17 protein-coding genes, 3 tRNA genes and 1 pseudogene are annotated in these 23,060 nt (G+C 61.4%); 18 read left to right on the top strand and 3 right to left on the bottom strand.

All coding sequences use genetic code 11. The features are described 5' to 3' along the window. The first annotated feature begins 28 nt into the window (after positions 1-28). The 12 genes and pseudogenes from clpP (at position 29) to M5C98_RS16035 (ending at position 14,041) form a co-directional block, all read left to right on the top strand. Positions 29-637: an ATP-dependent Clp endopeptidase proteolytic subunit ClpP gene (gene clpP, locus M5C98_RS16095; protein ID WP_272548446.1), complete on the top strand. Its 609-nt coding sequence runs from the start codon at positions 29-31 to the stop codon at positions 635-637. A 101-nt stretch (positions 638-738) separates the two neighbouring features. Further along, positions 739-2,004: an ATP-dependent Clp protease ATP-binding subunit ClpX gene (clpX, locus tag M5C98_RS16090; protein ID WP_092740458.1), complete on the top strand. Its 1,266-nt coding sequence runs from the start codon at positions 739-741 to the stop codon at positions 2,002-2,004. 141 nt (positions 2,005-2,145) lie between these two features. After that, positions 2,146-4,569: an endopeptidase La gene (gene lon / locus M5C98_RS16085; protein ID WP_272548444.1), complete on the top strand. Its 2,424-nt coding sequence runs from the start codon at positions 2,146-2,148 to the stop codon at positions 4,567-4,569. Between the two features lie 85 nt (positions 4,570-4,654). After that, positions 4,655-4,730, top strand: a tRNA-Gly gene (locus M5C98_RS16080). A 222-nt stretch (positions 4,731-4,952) separates the two neighbouring features. Then, positions 4,953-6,185: pseudogene (locus M5C98_RS16075) on the top strand (tyrosine-type recombinase/integrase); the annotation flags it as partial. 515 nt (positions 6,186-6,700) lie between these two features. Next, a complete protein-coding gene (locus M5C98_RS16070) occupies positions 6,701-8,935 on the top strand; it encodes a type VI secretion system Vgr family protein (RefSeq protein ID WP_272548443.1) in 2,235 nt (744 codons plus the stop codon). Between the two features lie 6 nt (positions 8,936-8,941). Next, the gene (locus M5C98_RS16065) at positions 8,942-10,255 is read left to right on the top strand and encodes a DUF2169 family type VI secretion system accessory protein (RefSeq protein WP_272548442.1); all 1,314 of its coding nucleotides are present in this window, start codon (positions 8,942-8,944) and stop codon (positions 10,253-10,255) included. Beyond that, positions 10,245-11,186 carry a DUF4150 domain-containing protein gene (locus tag M5C98_RS24725; RefSeq protein WP_336298479.1) on the top strand — a complete coding sequence of 314 codons (942 nt, stop codon included), beginning with the start codon at positions 10,245-10,247 and terminating at the stop codon, positions 11,184-11,186. The genes M5C98_RS16065 and M5C98_RS24725 overlap by 11 nt, the downstream gene beginning before the upstream one ends. Positions 11,187-11,197: 11 nt before the next feature. After that, positions 11,198-11,623, top strand: a complete 426-nt coding sequence (locus M5C98_RS16050) for a hypothetical protein (protein WP_272548441.1) — start codon at positions 11,198-11,200, stop codon at positions 11,621-11,623. 79 nt (positions 11,624-11,702) lie between these two features. Continuing rightward, positions 11,703-12,734, top strand: a complete 1,032-nt coding sequence (locus M5C98_RS16045) for a hypothetical protein (RefSeq protein WP_272548440.1) — start codon at positions 11,703-11,705, stop codon at positions 12,732-12,734. Between the two features lie 32 nt (positions 12,735-12,766). Then, entirely contained in the window at positions 12,767-13,699 is a 933-nt protein-coding gene (locus M5C98_RS16040) for a hypothetical protein (protein WP_272548439.1), read from the top strand. Between the two features lie 54 nt (positions 13,700-13,753). Further along, entirely contained in the window at positions 13,754-14,041 is a 288-nt protein-coding gene (locus tag M5C98_RS16035; protein ID WP_272548438.1) for a HigA family addiction module antitoxin, read from the top strand. A 3-nt stretch (positions 14,042-14,044) separates the two neighbouring features. Here the strand turns inward: M5C98_RS16035 and M5C98_RS16030 are convergent, their stop codons facing one another. Together M5C98_RS16030 and M5C98_RS16025 are read right to left on the bottom strand one after the other, a co-directional pair. Continuing rightward, a complete protein-coding gene (locus M5C98_RS16030; protein WP_336298506.1) occupies positions 14,045-14,908 on the bottom strand; it encodes a phage integrase N-terminal domain-containing protein in 864 nt (287 codons plus the stop codon). A 786-nt stretch (positions 14,909-15,694) separates the two neighbouring features. Beyond that, on the bottom strand, positions 15,695-17,005 hold the full coding sequence (locus M5C98_RS16025) for an STY4528 family pathogenicity island replication protein (protein ID WP_272548436.1): 1,311 nt from the start codon (positions 17,003-17,005) through the stop codon (positions 15,695-15,697). Between the two features lie 529 nt (positions 17,006-17,534). On the opposite strand from M5C98_RS16025, the gene M5C98_RS16020 reads away from it, so the two are divergent. From M5C98_RS16020 to M5C98_RS16010, 3 genes are all read left to right on the top strand, one after another. Beyond that, positions 17,535-17,608, top strand: a tRNA-Cys gene (locus M5C98_RS16020). 124 nt (positions 17,609-17,732) lie between these two features. Then, positions 17,733-17,808 (top strand) — tRNA-Gly (locus M5C98_RS16015). A 224-nt stretch (positions 17,809-18,032) separates the two neighbouring features. Then, positions 18,033-19,874, top strand: a complete 1,842-nt coding sequence (locus M5C98_RS16010) for a tyrosine-type recombinase/integrase (protein ID WP_272548435.1) — start codon at positions 18,033-18,035, stop codon at positions 19,872-19,874. On the opposite strand, the gene mobH is transcribed toward M5C98_RS16010, so the two are convergent. Then, positions 19,871-21,754 (bottom strand): MobH family relaxase, encoded by a 1,884-nt coding sequence (gene mobH, locus M5C98_RS16005; RefSeq protein WP_272548434.1) that lies wholly within the window; start codon positions 21,752-21,754, stop codon positions 19,871-19,873. The two genes, M5C98_RS16010 and mobH, sit on opposite strands and share 4 nt — an antisense overlap. Before the next feature lie 240 nt (positions 21,755-21,994). Here mobH and M5C98_RS16000 point away from each other — a divergent pair, with 240 nt between their 5' ends. Genes M5C98_RS16000 through M5C98_RS15990 form a run of 3 tightly spaced genes read left to right on the top strand, consistent with a single transcriptional unit; the run spans position 21,995 to position 23,049 of the window. Beyond that, entirely contained in the window at positions 21,995-22,243 is a 249-nt protein-coding gene (locus M5C98_RS16000; RefSeq protein WP_272548433.1) for a FitA-like ribbon-helix-helix domain-containing protein, read from the top strand. Beyond that, positions 22,240-22,659: a type II toxin-antitoxin system VapC family toxin gene (locus tag M5C98_RS15995; protein ID WP_272548432.1), complete on the top strand. Its 420-nt coding sequence runs from the start codon at positions 22,240-22,242 to the stop codon at positions 22,657-22,659. The genes M5C98_RS16000 and M5C98_RS15995 overlap by 4 nt, the downstream gene beginning before the upstream one ends. A gap of 27 nt (positions 22,660-22,686) precedes the next feature. Then, positions 22,687-23,049, top strand: coding sequence for a DUF3742 family protein (locus M5C98_RS15990; protein WP_272548431.1), 363 nt, complete (start codon positions 22,687-22,689; stop codon positions 23,047-23,049). Positions 23,050-23,060: the final 11 nt, after the last annotated feature.

Genomic DNA, 23,060 nt, shown 5'->3' with positions numbered 1-23,060 from the left:
GTACAGTATCCGCTTGACAGGAGAAAACATGAGTGCACTGGAAACACAAGCCTTGGGCATGGTCCCCATGGTCATCGAGCAGTCGGGGCGCGGCGAGCGTTCCTACGACATCTATTCGCGGCTGCTGAAAGAGCGCATCATTTTCTTGGTGGGCGAGGTCAATGACCAGACCGCCAACCTCGTGGTGGCACAGTTGCTGTTTCTCGAAAGCGAGAATCCTGACAAGGACATCTCGTTCTACATCAACTCTCCGGGCGGCAGCGTCACGGCCGGCATGGCGATCTACGACACCATGCAGTTCATCAAGCCCGATGTGTCGACCATGTGCGTGGGCTTTGCTGCCAGCATGGGCGCCTTCCTGCTGGCCGCCGGTGCCAAGGGCAAGCGTTTCTCGCTGCCGAACTCCAAGATCATGATCCACCAGGTGCTGGGCGGCGCCCGCGGCCAGGCAACGGACATCGAAATCCACGCGCGGGACATTCTGCGTACCAAGGACCAGATGAACCGCATCCTGGCGGAGCGCACCGGCCAGCCCCTGGACAAGGTCAAGAACGACACCGAGCGCGACTACTTCCTTACGGCCGATGAAGCCAAGGAATACGGCTTGGTCGATCAGGTGATCTCCAAGCGCCCCTGATCGCTCCGCAATGGGATACGCGGCGTTTTCCCCAGGGAAGACGCCGTTTTTTATTTCGTTATCATCCCGATCAACGTTCCGCAACACGAGGCATTGCCCCCATGGCCGAGAAAAAAGGCTCTTCCAGCGAAAAAACCCTTTACTGCTCCTTCTGCGGCAAGAGCCAGCACGAGGTAAAGAAGCTGATCGCCGGTCCGTCGGTTTTTATCTGCGACGAGTGCATCGACCTGTGCAATGAAATCATTCGTGACGAGCTTCCAGCAGCCGATGGCACACGCGAATCGCGCGGCGACCTTCCCACCCCCGCGGAGATCAAGGCCAACCTGGACAGCTATGTCATCGGCCAGGACTTCGCCAAGCGCACGCTGGCCGTGGCGGTGTACAACCACTACAAGCGGTTGCGTCACAAGGACAAAGCCGGCAAGGACGAGGTGGAACTGTCCAAGAGCAACATCCTGCTGATCGGGCCCACGGGCTCGGGCAAGACGCTGCTGGCCCAGACACTGGCGCGCATGCTCGACGTGCCGTTCGTGATGGCCGACGCCACCACCCTGACCGAGGCTGGTTATGTGGGCGAAGACGTCGAGAACATTGTTCAGAAACTCTTGCAGAGCTGCAATTACGAGGTGGAGCGTGCCCAGCGCGGCATTGTCTACATCGACGAGATCGACAAGATTTCCCGCAAATCGGACAACCCTTCCATCACGCGGGACGTGTCGGGCGAAGGCGTTCAGCAGGCTTTGCTCAAGCTCATCGAAGGCACCATGGCCAGCGTGCCGCCGCAGGGCGGGCGCAAGCACCCCAATCAGGACTTTTTGCAGATCGATACCACGAACATCCTGTTCATTTGCGGCGGTGCGTTTGCGGGTCTGGAGAAGGTGATCGAAAACCGCACCGAGGCCTCAGGCATCGGTTTTGGTGCATCGGTCAAGAGCAAGAAGCAACGCTCGCTGACCGAGGTGTTCACCGAGATCGAGCCGGAAGACTTGATCAAGTTCGGCCTCATTCCCGAACTGGTGGGCCGCATGCCCGTGGTGACGGCGCTGGCCGAACTCAGCGAGGACGCGTTGGTCCAGATCCTGACCGAGCCCAAGAACGCATTGGTCAAGCAGTACAACAAGCTGCTGTCCATGGAGGGCGTGGACCTGGAGATCCGTCCCGCCGCGCTCAAGGCCATTGCCCGCAAGGCGCTGGCTCGCAAAACGGGTGCGCGCGGCCTGCGCTCGATTCTGGAGCAGTCGCTGATCAGCACCATGTTCGACCTGCCCAACGCGACCAATGTCGAAAAAGTGGTGGTGGATGAGTCCACCATCGAGGAAAACAAGGCGCCGCTGCTCGTTTATCGAGAGGCCGCCAAGAAAGCCTGAGGCTCGGCCCGCCGGTAAAGCAGCAGGCCTGCCTGCAGTCCTCTTCGCCTGCAGCCCATTGCCTTCGCTCATGTAGTGATTGTGATGGGTTGAAAAATCTCGCTGTCGGACCATATTCCAAACAGCTTCATGAGGATTTCCATGTCCGGACACACCCCACTGCCTGCCACCCCCATCGACTTGCCGTTGCTGCCGCTGCGCGACGTCGTGGTCTTCCCCCACATGGTGATCCCATTGTTCGTGGGGCGCCCCAAGAGCATCAAGGCGCTGGAATTGGCCATGGACGCCGACCGGCGGATCATGCTGGTTGCCCAAAAAACCGCAGCCAAGGACGAGCCCCTTGTCTCCGACATGTTCGATGTGGGCTGCGTTTCCACCATCCTGCAGATGCTGAAGCTTCCCGACGGCACTGTCAAAGTGCTGGTCGAGGGTCAGCAACGAGCCCTCGTGTCCGCCATTCAGGACAATGAAACGCACTTCACCGCGACCGTGGCGCCCGTTGAGGCGCAGGATGATGAAAGCAAGCCCAGCGAGATCGAGGCGTTGCGCCGGGCCGTGATGCAGCAGTTCGATCAGTACGTCAAGCTGAACAAGAAAATCCCGCCGGAAATTCTCACTTCGATCTCCGCTATCGATGATCCGGGTCGCTTGGCCGACACCATTGCGGCCCACCTTCCACTCAAGCTGGAAAACAAGCAGGTTGTACTCGACCTGTCTGATGTCAAGCTGCGTCTGGAAAACCTCTTCGAGCAGTTGGACCGCGAAGTGGACATCCTGAATGTCGACAAGAAGATCCGCGGCCGCGTGAAGCGTCAGATGGAGAAGAACCAGCGCGACTTCTACCTGAACGAGCAGGTCAAGGCCATCCAGAAGGAGCTGGGCGAAGGCGAGGAAGGCGCGGACATCGAGGAGATTGAAAAGAAGATTAAGCTCGCAAAGATGCCCGCCGACGCGCGTAAGAAGGCGGACAGCGAGCTCAAGAAGCTCAAGCTTATGTCGCCCATGTCGGCTGAAGCCACGGTCGTGCGCAACTACATCGAGGTGCTGACCGGACTGCCGTGGAGCAAAAAGACCAAGATCAAGCACGATCTCGCCAATGCCGAAGGCGTGCTGAACGAAGACCACTACGGCCTCGACAAGGTCAAGGATCGCATTCTTGAATATCTTGCGGTGCAGCAGCGTGTGGACAAGGTCAAGGCGCCCATCCTTTGTTTGGTCGGCCCCCCCGGCGTCGGTAAAACCTCGCTGGGACAGTCGATTGCCAAGGCCACAGGACGGAAATACGTTCGCATGGCGCTGGGCGGCATGCGCGACGAAGCCGAGATCCGTGGCCACCGGCGGACGTACATCGGCGCCATGCCAGGCAAAGTGTTGCAGAGCCTGAACAAGGTCGGTACGCGCAACCCGCTGTTCCTGCTCGACGAAATCGACAAGCTGGGAACGGATTTCCGGGGTGACCCTTCAAGCGCTTTGCTGGAAGTGCTCGATCCTGAGCAGAACCACAAGTTCGGCGATCACTACGTCGAAGTGGACTTCGATTTGAGCGACGTGATGTTCGTCGCGACGTCCAATTCCATGAACATTCCGCCGGCACTTTTGGATCGCATGGAAGTGATCCGCCTGTCTGGCTACACCGAGGATGAGAAGACCAACATCGCCATGAAGTATCTGCTGCCCAAGCAGATGGGCAACAACGGTGTAAAAGATGAAGAGCTTCAGGTCACCGAGTCAGCAGTGCGTGATGTGGTTCGCTACTACACCCGCGAAGCGGGTGTGCGGTCGCTGGAGCGCGAGCTGTCCAAGATCTGCCGCAAGGTCGTCAAGGGGCTGCAGCTCAAGCAGTTGACGCCGCAAGTCGTGGTGAATGCTGACAACCTGCCGGACTATCTGGGCGTGCGCAAGTACACCTACGGTCGCGCAGAGCAGCAGAATCAGGTGGGGCAGGTGGTGGGGTTGGCATGGACCGAAGTGGGGGGCGATCTGCTCACCATCGAAGCCGCCACCATGCCAGGCAAGGGCGTCATCACTCGTACCGGTTCCTTGGGCGACGTGATGAAAGAGTCGGTGGAAGCGGCGAGGACCGTGGTGCGTAGCCGCTCCCGCATGCTCGGCATCAAGGACGAGGCGTTCGAAAAGCGTGATATTCATATCCACGTGCCTGATGGCGCGACGCCCAAGGACGGCCCCAGCGCAGGTGCGGCCATGACAACGGCGTTTGTTTCGGCTCTGACCGGTATTCCCGTGCGCGGCGATGTGGCGATGACTGGTGAAATTACCTTGCGCGGAGAGGTCACGGCGATTGGTGGCCTGAAGGAGAAGCTGCTGGCTGCTCTGCGTGGTGGCATCAAGACGGTGTTGATTCCCGAAGAAAACGTCAAGGATCTGCAGGAGATTCCCGAGAACGTGAAGAGCGGTCTGGAAATCGTGCCCGTGAAGTGGATCGACAAGGTGCTCGAAGTGGCGCTCGAGCGCAAGCCGATCGCGCTCACCGATGAGGAAATCGCAGCGACAGTCCCCGCGACGGAGGAGAAAACATCTGCGACAGCCGGCTCTGTGAAGCATTGATGGAAATTTGTCGAAGGTCCCTAAAAATTGCGCTACAATTCATCCCATCGATGCAAACGTTGTACAATGTGAGGCTTCGGTAAATGCGGGAATAGCTCAGTTGGTAGAGCGCAACCTTGCCAAGGTTGAGGTCGAGAGTTCGAGACTCTTTTCCCGCTCCAATTTCTCTTCTATGGACATCTACCAAGGTCCGTAGGCCATTGATTCCACAGGGGTAACCCCCTGTGGGTCGTCCAGCGAGTTCCGCTGAATTCCACTGCCAACCGGCCCGAAGTAGTACATAAAGTAGTACACGGAATACGGTCACGCGGTGGAGCGGATTGTTTGCTGCCAAGCCCCCACACGGTCGGTACACCTCTCTTCAAATCTGAGGAGAGTGCCCCATGGCATTGACAGATGCAGTCGTTCGACAGGCCCGGACCACCGGTCGAAACTACACGCTCAACGACACCGATGGTCTGGTGCTGTTCGTCAGCGGCAAGGGTGCCAAGAAATGGCACTTCCGTTTTTCCTGGGCATCGAAGCAGCAGCGCGTGGCGCTCGGCCCCTATCCCGAACTGTCCCTCAAGCAGGCCCGTGAACAGCGCGACGAGTTGCGCAGCCAACTGGTCAAAGGCATCGACCCGCGCACCTACCGGATGCAATGCAAGGCCGAAACCCTCGCCGCTCCCCTCAACACGTTCAAGGCAGTCTTTCAGACCTGGCGCGACTTCAAGGCATTGAGCCTCAAGACGGGCCGGCAAAGCACCCTGTCGCAGATCGACCGCATCTTCACCAGGGACGTACTGCCCACGCTGGGCAAGCACTCCATCTTCGAGGTCGAACAGCCCCATCTGCTGGAGGTGCTGCGCCGCATCGAGCGCCGCAAAGCCTTCACCACCGCCGAGAAAGTTCGCACCTGGTTCAACCAGATGTTCCGCTATGCCATGGTCGAGAAAGGATTGCGCTACAACCCCGCCAGCGACCTCGATATCGTCGCCCTGCCCAAGCCGCCCGTCTCGCACAACCCCTTCCTGCGCATGGAGGAAATCCCGGCGTTCCTACGGGCGCTGCGCAGCTACGGCGGACTGGACACCACGCGGCAGGGCTTGATGCTCTTGCTGCTGACCGGCGTTCGCACCGGAGAACTGCGCTCGGCCACGCCCGACCAGTTCGACCTGGAGCGGGGCCTGTGGATCATTCCGCCCGTCCTCGTCAAGCAACTGCAGATGAAACTGCGCCGTCTGGGCAAGACCATCCCGCCCTACATCGTGCCGCTGCCCCGGCAGGCCATCACCATCGTGCGGCAACTGCTGCAGGCCCAGTCCCATCGCCCCGCCCAGCGCTACCTGCTGCCCCACCGCAGCAGCCTCAAGATGCGCATCAGCGAAAACACCCTCAACGGCGCGCTGCACCGCATGGGCTACCGGGACCAGTTGACCGGGCACGGCATCCGCGCCACCCTCTCCACCGCGCTCAACGAACTGGGCTACCACAAGGAATGGATCGAGGTCCAACTGTCCCATGCCGACCCCGATCAGATCCGTGCCGCCTACAACCATGCGGACTACGTGGAGCAGCGGCGGACGATGATGCAGGACTGGGCCGACCGCCTGGACCGCTGGGAATCCGGCGAGCCGGTGGAGACGGTCACCGCCGCGCCGCAGGCCCCCGACAGCCTGGAAGTCATCGAAGCCTACCTCAAAGCCCTGGCGAAGCGGGAATTCGGCATCACGGGCGACGTGCCACGCGCGCCGAGGTATCACACGGGGCCGGGGCCGCGATGACTGGGTGGGCGAATGTTGAATGGGTTGCGGTTGCGGGCGGGCCTTTTCCCCTTTTCCTTTTGTCGTGCACCATTTCCGGGTAGGCCCGTTCACCCTTATGGCCCCTTGCCCTTGGGGCCGTGGGCCTTTTGAAATTGGGGACTGGAACGCGAAGGACGTGATAGCGACGATGGGCGGGGAATACACGAGAACCAAGGCCAATAGGGGCTGACTGCCTCCAGCGCTTACCTAATTTGCGAATGAGTCACGCAACCCTGCCGCAATGTCCCGCCTGCGACTGGGGTAAAAATTTCCGGACTTTCCGCACAGCGATATATGATCGCGGCCATTTCAATGTAACGGTCCGATACACGGGCCTGCAAAACATGACCCGCCGCGTCACGATCCAAACGCCCCTGGGAGAGCAACTGCAGTTCCGGCAGTTGCAGGGCACGGAAGCCATCAGCCAACTGTTCTGCCTCGACCTGGATTTGCTGAGCGACAGCAAAAGCATCGACCCGAAGGCACTCCTGGGCAAGAACGCCACGGTCGTGGTGGAAACGCAGGGCGGGGGCCGGCGCTACCTGGACGGTATCGTCACCCGCTTCGGCATGCAAGGCGAGGACCACCGCTCCTATTCCTACCGGCTGCGCCTACAACCCTGGCTCTGGCTCGCCACCCGCAAGACCGATTTCAAAATATTCCAGAACAAGACCGCGCCGGAGATCGTCGAAGAAGTCCTCGGAAAATACGGCTACCCCCTGCAAAAGAAGCTCACCCGCAGCTACCGCAGCTGGGACTACTGCGTGCAATACGGCGAGAGCGATTGCGACTTCGTGTCCCGGTTGCTGGAGCACGAAGGGGCGTATTACTACTTCGAGCATGCCGCGGGCCAGCACACCCTGATCCTGGCCGACGACATCGTCGCCTCGCACAGCCCGCTGCCGGGGGCGGCGGTCATCCCGTTCTATCCCCCGGAGAAGGCCGCCGTCGCCGACAAAGAGAACATCCATGCCTGGGAACTGCACCAGGCGATCCATTCGGGCCGGCACTACAACGACGACTACGACTTCCAGAAGCCCCGTGCCGACCTGTCCAACATGCGCCAGACCCCGCCGGGCCACGCGCACGACAGCCACGAAATCTACGAATGGCCGGGCGGCTACACCCAGTTCGGCGACGGCGAGGCCTATGCCCGCGTGCGCCTGCAATCGAGCCTCACCGGCCAAAGCACCGTCAAAGGCCAGTCGCGCCACCGGGCGCTGGCCCCCGGCTACACCTTCACGCTGGAGAACTACCCGCGGGAAGACCAGAACCAGCAGTACCTGCTGACCGGCATCGAATACCACTTCAAGGAAAACCCCCAGGTCAGCGCCGCAGCCCCCGGCCCCAAGGGCACCCCGCAGGAAGAAGGGTCGTTCCAGAAGTTCACCTTGCAGGCCCAGCCTACCAGCTTGCCCTACACGCCTGAGCGCACCACGCGCAAGCCGCGCACCACCGGCCCGCAGACGGCCGTGGTCGTCGGCCCCCCGGGTGAAGAAATCTGGCCCGACCAGTACGGACGCGTCAAGGTGCAGTTCCACTGGGACCGCGTGGGCGCCATGAACGAGAACTCCAGTTGCTGGGTGCGGGTGTCTAGTAGCTGGGCAGGCTCGGGCTTCGGGGCCATGTTCATCCCGCGCATCGGCCACGAGGTCATCGTGGACTTTTTGAACGGTGATCCGGACTACCCGATCATCACCGGCTGCGTTTATAACGCCGACAACATGCCGCCGTGGGCGCTGCCGGGCAACGCCACGCAATCGGGCATCAAGACCAAATCCAGCAAGGGCGGGGCGTTCGGCGACGGATTGAAGAACGGCGCGGGTGACGCCAACGCCATCCGCTTCGAGGACAAGGCCGGGGCCGAGCAGCTGTGGCTGCATGCGCAAAAGGACCAGCTCACCGAGGTCGAGAACGACGAGGACAAGTGGGTGGGCAATGATCGGCGCAAGACCATCGACCGGGACGAGACCAACGTCATCCACCGCGACCGGACGGAAACGGTGGACCGGAATGAGGACATCACGGTCCACAACAACCGCACCGAGCGGGTGGACCATGACGAGAAGATCAGCATCGGGGACAACCGCCGCGAGGACGTCGGTATCGACGAAACGGTGAGCATCGGCAAGAACCGGACAAAAACCATCGGTCGCAATGAGAAGGACAAGATCGGCAACAACTGGTCGATCAAGGTCGGCAGCTTCAAGACCGAGACCGTCGGCCTGGCCTACCTGCAAAACGTCGGGCTGGCCAAGATGATGAACATCGGCGCAGCCTACAACGTGAACGTGGGCGCGGCCATGATCGTCAACGTGGCATTCACGCAGTCCACCAATGTGCTCCATAGCCGGTCCGTCACGGTCGGGAAAGACCAGGACACCAAGGTGGGAGACAACTGGAACCAGACCACCGGCAAAACCATCCGCATTCAGGCCGGCGATTCCATCGAACTGGTATGTGGCGCCTCGGTATTCAAGATGGAAAAGGACGGGCAGATCTCCATCAACGGCAACAACATCGATGTCGTTGGAGCGACGCACATCGGCCTGGATGCCAAGCGCATCGATGTGAACTGAGCAGCCATGGCCCAGCCGTCCCATGCCCTGCCTTCCCCGCTGCGTTCCGCCGCGGTTCCCGAGGTTGCGAACCACACCCAGTGGCCCAGCCAGTATTTCCAGCACGTGGACCCGCTCGGCGATATCTATCACGTCATGGTCAGCCGCACCTCCTATTCCATGCTGAATCTGGAGAAAACTGACAGTGGAATGGTGCCCCGGCTGCTGCCGGCGCAAGAGCAGTCACCGCTTTGCGAAGCCGATCAATTTCTGGGCGAGCCCAACGAAACCAGCACTCTGCTGGAAAGTGACTTCGCGCCCTACAAGCCGAAATGCGATGTGCTGCTGGTGAATGCCACGGCCCATTCCCCCACGAGCCAGCCGATGCAGCGCTGGCCCGTAGGCTTTCGCTTCGGCGATGCTATCGAGAAGCGCTTCCACGTCACGGGCCCGCGGCGGTTCGCACGCTCCATCGGAACGCTCGGCACGCTGCAAGTGACCGAGCCGGAAGCCGTGAAGCATGTTCCGTTGCGCTACGAGCTGGCGTTCGGTGGGCCGAATGTCATCCGGCAAGAGCGGTTGCTGCAGGTCCATGCGGACGGAACAATCGGCGGGTTGACCGATCAGCAGCGCATGCATGCCCGTGACGCCCATGCCAAGTTGCCGGCATTTTTCGCGCCCAATCCCATCGGATGCGGTCGCTTGCCCAATGCCATTCCCGATGCTGACACAGCGCTTGACGGGTTCTCCGCGGGTGACCCGGCGCGGGCCACGCCCGATGTCCTGCGGCCTGCTCCCCAGATCGAGGTGTTCGATCACCCCTACGATGGCCAGCGCGACTATCCCGTGATCGGGGTAGGGCCGGTTGGTCGTTGGTGGGCGCCTCGGGTCGCCTTGGCCGGCACGCACGACGAACGCTGGAAGCAGACGCGGTGGCCCAAGAGCCCGCACGATCACGATTACCGATACTGGAACTGCGCGCCCGAAGACCAGCAAATCGACTATCCCCAGGGCGGCGAGGAAATCGTGCTGGTGCATTTCACATCGGCCGCACGCCACCAAGGGCCCTACGGCTTTCTCCTGCCGCGCCAGGACCTGCAATTGCTGGTGCGTTTGCATGTCGGTGTGCTGGCGTTCGCTCCCATGAACATCGACACCGTGATCCTCGACATGGGCACCGGCGTCCTCAGCATCGTGCGCCGCGCCGTCGTCAGCGGCAAGACAGGCGTGCGGCGGCTGGAGCTGGGCACCTGGCCCCCCGGCACGGCCATGGAACTCGATGAGGAAATGATGCGGGCTGCTCGCGCGAAGGCCGCGGAAAGAAACAGCCGTGGCCAGTGAATCCATTACCGCCAAGGACGCCAGATTCAAGATCATTTGCATGGCGCCGGACGTGTGCCTCACGCCCAGCAAAAATGGTGTGCCGGTGCCTTATCCCATCGTTCATATGATGGACCAGAGCATGCATTGCTCGCCGAATGTCTTCATCGCCAGCAAGCCTGCCTACCTGCATAACCAGAGCTACGTCGATAACGTCAAAGGCGATGAGGCAGGCGCGGGCAAAGGTGTCGTCAGCCAGACGCACATGAAGATCAGCCACGACATCGACCACAGTAAATCGGTCTTCATCAACGGCCGCGCGATCGTCCGGACCGGCGACAAGATGTGGATGAACTGGCCTGCGCCCGGGGGAGGGGCGGCCGGCAAGGCCGGCCCATCCACCGGCCTTGGAGAGGGGGTGGACGAAATCGTTGCCAAGTCGCCCACGCTGCAACAGGATTTGGACAAACTGCAGCAGGACGGCTGGAAGATCGAGTATGGGAAGGAAGGCGGCGGCAGCTTTGCCAACCAGGGCACGAAGACCATCACGCTCGACGGCAACCTCAAGAACGATCCGACGGCCGCGACACGCGTCCTGTCGCACGAGGTGGGCCATGCCACCTATTCCTATCAAGCGGATTACTCATCCCGCGCGGCCTACGTCAACGGACAGTTGGCGGATGAAGGCGCGGCGGCTATGAAGAACATCGAGGTCCAGCGTGAAATCATCAAGAACGGCGGTCCGGACATCGGCATCGCCGGCAACAGCGCGAACCACGGCGCCTACAACGGCGCATTCGACCAGTACGTGAAGGACGGCAACGCCGCTGCGGCGCGCGACAGCATGGGGAAGGTGTTTGGCCAGGGCGAGATCACATCGACCACCAAGCAACCCTATGCGAACTATTACGGGGACTGGTACGACCAGAACATAGCGGACAAAAAGAAATGAAGGCAACGATGATGCAAACCTTGTGGGCTCTGATCGAAATCCTTGCTGCGCCAGCCGGCGGTCAGGATGCCGCTGCCATCGCGCGCGTATCGGGCATCGAACTGCGCCAGGCCAGCGAGAACGCCTACGTGGTGTTCTACGAAAGTCCAGGACCGCTGAAGCTGCAGGATGGCGTCGTCGTCGGCGTGGCCGATGTGCGCGAGTTCAAGACCCAGAACAAACCGCCGTTCGTCGTTCTGCGTGAACTGCAAGGCACATGCGTGGACGTGGCAGCGATTGAGCGTCACCTGGGCCCGGTCAGCCCGCCCACCCCGCCCTCCAATCCGTTTCCCGATGCGCTCATCACACGCGAGGTGACCTTCAAGGGGCAGCGTCTTGCGTTGGGCTTCAAATGGTCCAAGCCCGATTGCCTGTCGTCCGTCTCGTTCAAGGGCTGACGGACGCAGCCCAAATGCCCACCTCCTGCGGAACTGACGCTGCGGATGGTGGATGAATTGATCCAACCTCCATTGCTGTATGGCAACCAGAAAACGCGGGCCGGATGACGACCCGTCCGATGCTGCGCAGACGCCTGCGGCGCGCATCAAACCCAACAATTGGTCGTCGCCCGGCCCCATCGGCAACACGACCGGGCTGGTGGTGCCGGAAACGGCTCCGAATCCTCACTTCGACAGCGCGCCTCCCATCAAGCCGACGGAGCCTGAAAAAGGCTGGTGGACGAGCTGGGGCAGCAATGTGCTGCACACCGGGCTGGATGCCGTCGGGCTGGTTCCCGGCTTCGGAGAGGTGGCGGATGGCACCAACGCCCTGATCTATCTTGCCGAGGGCGACAAGGTGAATGCGGCCATCAGTGCCGTGGCCATGATCCCTGGCCTTGGCGCTGGCGCTACCGCCACGAAGTACGGCAAGCAGGTCGCGGAAGCGGGTGCCGAGGCCCTGGGCAAGACGGCGGGGCGCGAGGCGGCGGAAGCGGCGGGGCAGAAGGCTGCGAAGGAAGCCGAGGAACGCGCAGCCAGAGAGGCCGAGGAAGCTGCCGCCAAGAAGACCACGGACAAGGGCAATCCGGAGGGGGGTAAAGTTGACGGCTCCAGACAGTTCAAGGGAAAGTGCGGCGAGTGGTTGGCCAAGATGGATTTGTTCGACGCGGGCTACACCGAAATCATGGAGGTGCAAAACAAGTCTGGCCACGGCATTGACGTGATGGCACGGAATCCGAATGGTGATATCAAGGTGCTGGAGGTTAAAACCACCGATGGGACCACTGCGCCTTCGTTGAAGGGGGATCAGGCGAAGCTGGGCGGTGAAGGGTTTACGAACAGCCGCTTGGGGAGAGCAGCTAACGGTCGAGGCCACTACAAGAATTCTCCTGATGCGATTGCAAATGGAGCCAAGGGACTTGAATGGCTACTAGAAGCACAGGAGCTAGGTAAGAAGGTTGATTACGAAAAATACGATGTGTTCATTGATGACCCTGAAAAAGGGTGCATAAAAAAGAAAGCGATTACAAATCCTTGGGATATAGTTGAGAAGAAGAAAAAGAAAAAATAATCTTATATAATTGCGTTATGGAGTTGATTAATATGAATCCCTCGAAAGAAGTTGTCCGTCTTTTGAAGGCGGCGAATGGAGATCTTGGCGACTGGCACGCCAACCCATTAATGATTAAACTTCACTCCCGCGAGCCTACTGAAAAACTCGAAAAGTATGTGGCTGGAACTCCGGGATTTATCGCGGTTCGGCTTCAAGTCGAAAGTTTTCTCACATGGAATTTTGCTGCCTATGAAATATCAGGACTGCAATCCAAGCGCGATCACTTGTCATTGGCTCTTGCAGGGAAATATGCCGCTTGGCGTGCATTGATGGAAGAGCCTCCCGCAAGGGCAGGGCGAGCGGGCGCGTTGCTCAAGGATGTAGCAGCATTCTATTTGGCTCTTCAAATTATCTGCGGCTGGAAAAATCGGGCGTTGGCCGTGGGAGACGCCTTCGTGGAAGGGCTGGATACAAAGTTGCTCGATCTACGCATTAATGATCGACATGATGCAGGTTCTCTCTATCCGCATTTCTGGTTTCTGATCCAGCTTTTCCGTGCGGGAAAAGGCGAATCCTTCATCGATATGACGCCCTATTCCCATCCGGAAAACATGGCTCCATACGACCAGGTGCTGGCCGATTGGAAATCCACGGATCTGGTGAAGGTCAAACAGTGGGTCGAGGACATGGCCGAACACCACCTGCGTGCGACGGACGATTCTGACCAAGATGCCGTCAACGAATTCGATGATCCGAGATTCAAGCTTTTTCCCTATGAAATTCTTGCCTTCCTTCGCATCCGCGAGTGGGCGGGTCTTAAAAACCCAACCAGTTTCGATCATCCCTTGATGAACCAGCCATTGGCCTATCTGCCACCGTTAGCGGATATCCCGCTTCCCGACCCGGAAACACCTTTGCTTGATCGCGTGCTGGTGCGCTACAAGAAGGACTGGCCCGACCTGCGCATTCCCGACGGACTGTGAACGTCGCGGCCGATTTGATCTTCCCTCACTGCCCGACCGATCACCACCATACCCATGCCCATGCACAACCCGCCCCATCCCGGAGCCGCACTGCGCGAAGACGTGCTGCCCGCCCTCGACCTGAGCGCGACGGCACTCGCCCAGCACATCGGCTACTCGCCGCTCCTGCTGTCCTCGGTCCTGAACGGCCATGCGCCGATCACCGCCGATCTGGCCCACCGGCTGGAACTGTCCGGCCTGGGGGCCGCCCGCCAGTTCCTGGCCGAACAAATCGCCCATGACCTGTGGCACGCCCAGCAGCGGGCGCACCCCGCCATCACGCCCCTTGCCATCAAGCCTTAGCCGCTACCGCCCCAGGTACACCGCCGTGATCTGCACCCGCTCATGGCCCAGTTCCCGGCTGATCGCCTGCCGGGCCTCGGCATCCTGAACACGCTGCGCCGGGGTCAATAGGCGGGACGTGGGCCCGCCGTCTGCGGGCGCGGCCCAGCCCGTCAACGCCGCATACCGCGCCTGCGCGAACCGATGCCGCAGCCCATGCATGTGACTCAGCCCTGCCGCCTTGCACTGCCCGTCATAGGTGTGGCGCTGCTGGATATAGGTCTTGTGCGCCGGGATCAGCGAACCCGCCCCGGCCAGGGCATGTGCCGCATCGAGCACCGCGCGCTGCTGCGGCGTCGTGATCGGGATGCAGCGCTCGCGCCCGCCCTTCGTCCATGACCCCTTGAGCGCGACGTGATCGCCCCGGTCCGCATAGCCCGGCTGGAACTTGATCGCTTCCTCACGGCGCAGCCCGAACGCCTCCTGCAGGCGCAGGCTCATGCGAACATGGGCATCGCCCACCCGGTCCAGCCCATCGCCCAACGCGCGCGCCTTGCTCTCCTGGCTCACATGGCGGCGCTGCGCGATCCCCAGTTGCGCATTGTCCGCAGCGATGAGGCCCGCCTTGCCCACCTTCTCCGCCCACCAGCGCAGATGGGCCAGCCGGTTCTTCAAAGTGCCCGCCGACAGCCCCTCGGCCTGCCAGCGTTCGAGCAGCGCGTCCACATGCCGGCCCTTCAGCGAAGACGCCCGCATCTGCCGAAACCCCGCCTCGCGCAAATGCCGGGCGGCCAGCGACAGCGAACGCTGCCGGTCCGCCTGCGTCGCATGGCTGCCGTCGCGGTTGCGCTGGCACAGTTGCCGCAGCGTATAGGTCAGATCGTCCATCGCGGTCCTTTCGCGGGAGTTGGTCATGTCACGTCGTGTCGCTGGTTCAGCGCGCGCCGACGTGGTTATCGTCTGAGGGCAAATCCGGTCAGTGTTGATGCCAATCCGCCGATGGCGGAATCCCCTAAGGGCAAAGGGCCAGGTGCTCAGAACACCTCTTGCCTCCGATGAGGCACCCGCCTTGCTTCCTGTGGGAAGCCGGAGCGGGGGAAACCGGCGCAAGGCCGGGATGACGCATGCGAAAACGCCGGGATGAAGACCTCCTTTGAAACTGAAGAACGGGGGGATGAAAAAACCGATGGGCAGGCTGCGCCAGACCGAGGAAAAAGGCATGGCCGTGCGGCGTGCGCCGGGGCCGGTGAAAGCGGGAACGCACCCACGGTGCGGGTTGGAGGAAGGACGCAAGAGGGCCGGATGGACACCTGCCACGGTAAAAAAACAGGCTCTCCCCATGGGCAGGGGCGGCGCGCGCGACGAGCCGGTGCGTGCCAGGACGGTTCCACCCCCGATGGGGGGCGCAGCGCGTGCGGGAACCTGCGCTGCTTGCGGGCCGCCGAATGGGTACGGCGGGGCAGTTGCAACGTGAGCGGTGCATGGGACATTGCACCCGTTGCTCCGGTGTTGGAAACCCGCCGGAAGGTCACCGCTGCGCCAATATGCCGGGCCATCGTCATGCAGGCCGCAGGCAATGCGATGCTGCGCCAGACCGTATTGTTGCGGCAGGGGGCCGGGTCGTCACTGCGGTGGGCAGTGACGACCCGGCTGCGGCAGCGCGAGCCTGGAGCGCTATGCATCGGACCATCCCATGGCCGGAATCGGTGCGCATGCGAGCTGCTGCGGCAGGCCCGTGTCGGGCAGCCCGAGATTGGCGCGAATCTTCGCGCGCCATGCCCGCGCCGCCTCGCGCACGGCCGGCGTGACCTGGGGGGCTTGCCTGCGGTTTGGAACCGGGACAGAGGCGGGGACGACAGGCATGGGGCGAGGCGGGGCCGCATCGGGACGTGCCGCCGTTCCGATTGGCGCAGCAGATGCGCAGGCCGGCTTGTCCGCGCATGCGGCACTGGCCCGCGGCTTTGCCGCAAAGAGACGGAATTCACCCTTGATCGCCCTGCCGATCAGCGCAAACAGGTAGCCCACCGGCCGCAGCACCTTGCCGAGCAGGCAGCGTGCGGACCATTCGTCCAACACCTCCTGTTGCCGGTCGGGGGCCACCCGCCGCAACTGGCGCAGTACGTCGCGCTGCTGGTCTGCGGCGAGCGCGCCGAAGGAAGCCGGCAGATCGAGACCGCCTCCATCGGCCCGGTTCGGGACGCCGCTCGGGCACGGTACGTAAGTATTATTTTTATTTATATTTTTACGTACCGTACGCGCGAGCGTGTGCGGGAGCCGCCCGTGCGACCGGCTTTGCGGGTTGTCGCGGGGGTGCCCCTGTCCGGGTAGCCGGTCCAAGACGGCAAGTTCACTGTCATCGCCTGCGCAATCACCGCAACCGCCTTGCGGATCGTCATCATCATCATCATCGCCGCCATTCTCGCGGCCATCGTCCTGCTGCCGCAGTGCCCCGGCATGGGCGATCAGGTGCTGCGGGAGCCGGGCGAGGTCTTCGGGGTGTCCCGCCAGATCGCGCAACGCCTGCTCCGCAATCTGGCGCACCGTGATCGTCGGATGGTCCAGCGCGTGGTCCAAAAGGCCGATCCACGTCAGGTCACGCCCGAGCACTTCCGCGAACGACAGTGGCCGGGTATGGACGACATAGTGGTTCACCCGGACCCGCCCGGTCAACGGATTGCGGATGTGTGCATCGATGTGAATCCAGCGTGTCAGCCGCAGGATGGTGAGGCAGCGCGAGACGGTCTCACGCGAGGCCAGTTCGCGGTCGGGGACGCAGGACAGGAACTGTTGCAGTTCGGCATAGGTAACGCCGCTGACGCAGCCGCTCGGATCGGCACCAGCGTGCAGGATCATCCAGGCATTGCGCTCCAGCGGCATCACGCGCCGGTCGCGCAGCAGGGCGAGCGGGACTGGGAGCAATGGCAGCTGGGTGGATACGTCGCCGCTGGCGATGGTGACGGCCTTGGAAGGCTCTTGGTTCGTCATGTCGGTTCTCCTGATGGCATCGGCGATTCGCCGGACGCCGCCATGAAGGACGACAAGAAGCGCCGGGGCAGCGAACAATGCGGACTGCGACAAACCCGGTTTGTCGCAATCGGGGCAATGGTCGGCATCCGCAGATGCAGCGCGCGAGGCGCGACCGAGACCCACAGTCGCCCAAGGCCACCGGACCAATCGATGGTGCAGCCCTCGGTGGCGTGCCATGGAAGGACTGGCGCAGTGTCCGCGGAGCGCAAACTCGTCGGTGGCGATGGTGAGGCCAACCGTTCTCGCGCAAGGCCATCGGAAAACCGGACCGCAGAAGACCGGCGTGGCGGTCGATGGAATCCCATGGGACGAAAAGCCTTGCCAACATCCGGCAGGTAGTACACAATGCAGTCCGTTCAACAGCGAGGTGTTCCCAGAACCCGTGTTGAATCAACGGCTTAGGAAAAAAGCGGGTAGCTTGTTACCCGCTCCAATTTCCAAAAAAGGGGAAGCACAGCTTCCCCTTTTTTCCAAGGGAAGCAGGTTTGGCGCGGTAGCAAAGCGGTTATGCACCGGATTGCAAATCCGTGTAGGTCGGTTCGACTCCGGCCCGCGCCTCCAGCACTGATCGCTGAAGCGATTTTGATGCCCATGACAAGAACATTCGTTTGTTCTAGATTGAGTGGATAAAAGCAGTGCTATAATTTGAGTCTTGCTAGGTTGGTGGAAATCAATCAGGCAGAATGCGGGAATAGCTCAGTTGGTAGAGCGCAACCTTGCCAAGGTTGAGGTCGAGAGTTCGAGACTCTTTTCCCGCTCCAATTTATGATCTACAGACTTCCACTGACGTCTGTAAGTCGTTGAAAACAGGGGCTTTTGCCCCTTTTTTCATTCCAGTGACGTCCATTGAATTCCGCCTGCATCCAGGACTTTTAAGTCCATTTTTAAGTCCATCAATACGGACGCGGCGCAGACCGGATTGTTGCTGGAGGAGCGAGGCCAAAGAGACAAGCATGTAGCCCTGACGCGAAGCTCAGGAGATAGCATGGCACTCTCGGATATGGCCGTCCGCAACGCAAAGCCGAACGGCAAACCCTACACACTCAGCGATATCGACGGGCTTTGCCTCGCAGTCTCTCCGACCGGGGGCAAGGCATGGCACTACCGTTACTACTGGGTCGGCAAGCAAAAACGCATGTCGCTCGGAACCTACCCGGAAGTGGGGCTGCGAGAAGCCCGTGCATTGCGCGACGGAGCCCGTGCTCTGCTGGCCAAGGGGATCAATCCCCGCTCGGATCGAAAGCAAAAGCGGCAGGCCGTGCGCCTGGCGGACGAGAACACCTTCAAGGCTGTCTTCGACAAGTGGGTCATCCACCGTTCTCTGAGCCTCAAGGAAGGCCGTCAAACGACGCTCTCGCAGATCAAACGGGTTTTCGACAACGATGTTTTGCCCACCCTCGGAAAAACGCCCATCTACGAAATCCAGCGGCCTGACCTTTTGGAGGTCGTTGCCAAGATCGAGCGGCGCAAGGCCCTGAGCGTCGCCGAGAAAGTGCGCACATGGCTGCGCCAGTTGTTTCGCTACGCCCTGATCGTCGTGCCCGGACTGCAACAGAACCCGGCGTTCGATCTGGATGTCGTGGCCATGCCGCAGCCTCCGGTTCGCCATAACCCGTTCCTGCGCATGGCCGAGTTGCCCGCGATGCTGCAGCGTTTGCGCAGATACCACGGCAAACTGCAAACCCAGCTCGGACTACGATTGCTGATGCTGACCGGGGTGCGGACGGGGGAATTGCGCTTGGCGACCCCGGACCAGTTTCACCTCGATCAGGGCCTGTGGATCATCCCGCCCGAGGTCGTGAAGCAATTGCAGTTGGAGATGCGCAAGGAGGGCAAGCGTCCCGCCGACATTCCCCCTTACATCGTGCCGTTGTCCGTGCAAGCCATGGAGATCGTCCGGCACATGCTGGCGAAGTTCAAGCCCGCGCAAAAGTACCTGTTCTGCCACTACAGCGACCTGAAAAAACGCATCAGCGAAAACACGCTGAATGCCGCACTCAAGCGCATGGGCTACACCGATCAACTGACCGGCCACGGTATCCGGGGAACCATGTCCACCGCACTGCACGAAATCGGTTACCCGAAGGTCTGGATCGATGCCCAGCTTTCCCACACCGACCCGGATCAGGTGAGCGCCGCCTACAACCATGCGGAATATGTGGAGCAACGTCGGCACATGATGCAGGACTGGGCGGACCGGCTCGATCTGTTCGAGCAGCATCAGGTCGAAGCGGGCAGCATGCGCCTGACCCTGCATCTGGAGGGCGTCCCGGAAGTTCTGCATGAACACTCGCACCACGATGCGCGCGGGGTGATCGCACCAACGCCGGTACGGCTGGTGAGCAGTACGCCTCAGACTGCGCCAACGGTGCCGGACACGGTGCGCCGCTTGTCGGCCATCGCGGGCCCGAGGGAGCAGTCCGTGTTGTCCGACGCCCAGCGCCAGCGCAACGAGATGGTGGACATCTTCAATGCGCCGAATGTCCTGTCCGCTGCGGAGTTCGCCAAAATGGCGGGCAAGTCCCGCCGCTGGATCAGCTACGAAATCAGCAACAAGAAGATCCTCGCGTTGAGCATGGGGAACCTGGGCCAGCGGGTTCCCGACTGGCATTTCGACCCACTCAAACACAGGCTCATCCAGGCGGTTCTCAAGCATGCCGGTGATGCCGACCCCTGGGAGATTTACCGGGTGCTTTCACAGCCGCACGACCTGTTGGATGGGCTGGCCCCCGTTCAGGCCGTGACACCGCAAAACTTCCATGAAGCCGTCATGGCCGTGTGCTTCACTTTGAAGGAGAAAGCGCCCAACGCGCAATGGTCGGCTTAGGTGACGGACTTTCCCGCCAATTCCTTCCGGGCGCTGCCATCCGGCGCCGCTTCGCTCACGGGATTGGACAGATAGGGGTTGTCGGGCGGCACGTCCTCGAATAACCGCTTCGGGTCCGTCAGCAGGTAGCCATGCAAGCGCCGGGACTTGCGTGGCCCCGTGACTTCGCAAGTCCAGATGTTCAGGCCGCTGTCCTGCTTGCGATGGAGCTGCAGTTTCTCGAAGCGTTTTTGCACCCACAGCCAATCGGCCACCTGGTCCTGCTTGGCCAGGACTGCGACGTGCGGGTGCTCCTGCGCATAGCGCTGGAAAACGCCCGGGCTGACAAGGTAAGCGGTCCCAGCGACCGTGTGCACCAAGGCCTTGGCATCATTGATGATGAGCGTGCGTCGCTCGATGTGCCGACGCAGCCAGCCCATGAAGTCCTCGCCCGATGGTGCCTGTACGGCTGTTCCTGTGCTGCGTGACGGCTCGGGGCTGCTGTCCGTGGGCGGGTTCCTTGGGGTCGGTTGCGACAGTGCTTTCGCCGCCTCGGTTGCAACGGGTTCGACTGTCGGGGTTTCCATCAAGGCCAGCAGCGCATCCACGCCGTCGCCTGGGGTTGGCAGCACAGGCGGGACTTTCGTCAGGGATGACGCTGCAGCGACTGACGGCGATGGGCCGGAGCCGGGAACTGTGTGCGAGTTTTCCGGTTCTGTGGTTGGCGTTTCCTGGCACGCTGCCGGTTCGTCCAGCACCACCTCTACCGAGCCCGCGAACGGCGCAGGTCGTTCGTGACCCTCCCAGATCAGCGCCGGCGCAAGCCGCAGGAGCGTGAAGGCATGAGACCACCCCGCGTCGCTGGTCACCGTCGCTTTCCAGATGGCTTTGCCATCCGGGGTGGGCTGCAGCATGCCGTGGTCCTGGAGGACGTTGAAGACGGCGGTGTTGTTGGCCGGAATGCCATCGATGCCCTGTGACAGCAAGTGCGCGCGCAGCTTGTCCGACACGGTTTTGCTGACGAGCCATAACGCCTCCTGCGTCAGCCACCCGTCCGAAGCCTGCGGCTGGTTCAGCCGGAGTTCTTCCTTGAGCAGGTAACGCAGGCCGTCCAGTAGCTTGCGCTGCAGGGCGTGTTTGGGTGCGGCCATCGCCTTGCCGGGATCGCCGCCCAGTTCCTGGGCGACCGAAGCGCGATCGGCTTGCGTCACGATTTCCCCCAGCACGCCGGCATGCTCGTACTGGCCTGCCAGCACATACAGCAGCGCGGCCCAGAGGGTCGGGTATCCGCTGAGCCAGTCAAGGATTTCGCGGTCCAGCAGCTGGCGATAGAGCAGGCCCGCCGCGGCGGTGTGCAGTCGGTATTCCCGGTCCTTGCGATACCGGAAGCGGTAGGGTTTGCGCAACGGACCATGCCAGGGATGCCAGGCGCTGCCGTCCGCATGCTCGACGTCCAGATCGACGGCGATCTTGCCGATGTCATGCAGCAGGGCCGCGTAGGCGGTGGCGGCCGTCCAGGCTTCGGCCTGTGCTGCCTGGTCCTCGGGTGTCGCACCCGCTGGCATCAGGTGCGACTGCCGCAGCTTGAGCGCGTAGGCGACGATCTCCAGGCCATGATCGAGCATGCCGCCGGGGTAAGCGTGGTGATGGCTTTCCGACGCGGGGAACTGCTGGACCAGTTCTGCATAGCGCTCCAGGGGGCCCTGGTACAGCGTGGTGAACTGCTTTCGTGAGAGTGAAGTGCGCTGCCAGATGTGTTCCAGCAGCTTTTGCCGGCGCGGGGTGGCGAGCAGCGACGCGGCGGGCTCGGGGCGGGTCAGCCCTTTTCCTTTTGGCGCAGCGTCCTGGTGCGGGGCCTGTGCGGGTGGCGGAGGGCGTTTTCGTTGGAACAGCGCGAACATGCGATCCCTGGAGTTGGTAGCGGATGGGCCTTTTTCCTTTTGCAGGTAGGGCCATTCCCCTTCGGCCCCATTCCCTTGCCTTTTGCCCTCATCCTTTTGGTATATCGCGTCGTCCCGTGCAAATCTTTGAAGAAAGCGGCGTGCAGTCAACCCACGAACTGGTCTCGAACACGTCAGCCGGTTGCGTTCATTTCAATCAACGACTAAATTGCAGTCATTGACTAATGAGGTGATGCAATGATGACAACGATGACCATTCGGAACATTGATGAGCAGCTCAAGGGACGGCTCCGTATCCAGGCCGCCATCCATGGCCGCTCCATGGAGGAAGAAGCCCGGGACATCCTGCGTGCCGCTCTGTCCAAGGAGCCGGAACGCGCGCCCTCGCTGGTGCAGGCCATCAGGGCACGTGTGGAGGGTCTCGGAGGTGTGGAAATAGAATTGCCAGCACGTGAAGCCATCCGCGTGCCGCCAGAGTTCGGCGCATGATCGTTCTCGATACCAACGTCCTGTCGGAGACTCTGCGAGCGGCTCCGGAAGATGTGCCTATGGCCTGGCTCGACCGGCAGCGCCGCTCTGCACTCTTCACGACCACCATATCGCGTGCAGAACTACTCTATGGTGTGCATGTATTGCCGGATGGGCAACGAAAGACGGCTTTGTTGGAGGCCGTCAAAGGAATTTTCGTCACGGACATGGCTGGTCAGATCCTCGGCTTCGACGACGATGCCGCTGATGCCTATGCGGAAATCTCCGCATCACGCAAGGCGGCAGGAAGGCCTATCAGCCAGTTTGACGCCATGATCGCGGCAATCACAAAATCGCGGGGAGCCAGTTTGGCGACACGCAACGTCAAGGACTTCCTGGACTGTGGCATCCAGGTGATCAATCCGTGGGGAGGCTGACGGTTCGGACGGCGAAGGAGGATGACCATGACCACGCAGTCACACACTTTTGGATGGACCTACCGGCTGGGCAGAGGTGCGTCTCATGCCTGGCGCAGCTATGCCCGCAAAGAGCACGGGGCAGCAATATGGTTGGTTGAACATGGCATTCCAGCCGGTGGCACCAGGGCGGTGGTTTGGATGCTGAGGTTACTGACGGTTGGCGGCATCGCCTACCTATCCTTCTGGCTCGCTTTGCTACTTGGATGCCTCGTTGCGTTCGCTTGGACCGCAAGTGTGGGTGGTTTCGATAGTGATGAAAGAACCGAGTGGCGCACGGGCGTTGACGGTTTCGGTTTGTACAGGGGAGGCATTCGCATCGACATCGGCGATCCCTATGAAGAGAATTAATCGCCTCTCCG

Origin of the sequence: Acidovorax sp. NCPPB 3576, assembly GCF_028473605.1 — a bacterium.
Lineage (GTDB): Bacteria > Pseudomonadota > Gammaproteobacteria > Burkholderiales > Burkholderiaceae_C > Paracidovorax.
The sequence above is the reverse complement of the archived record's forward strand: the minus strand, read 5'-3'. Positions and strand labels throughout refer to the sequence as shown.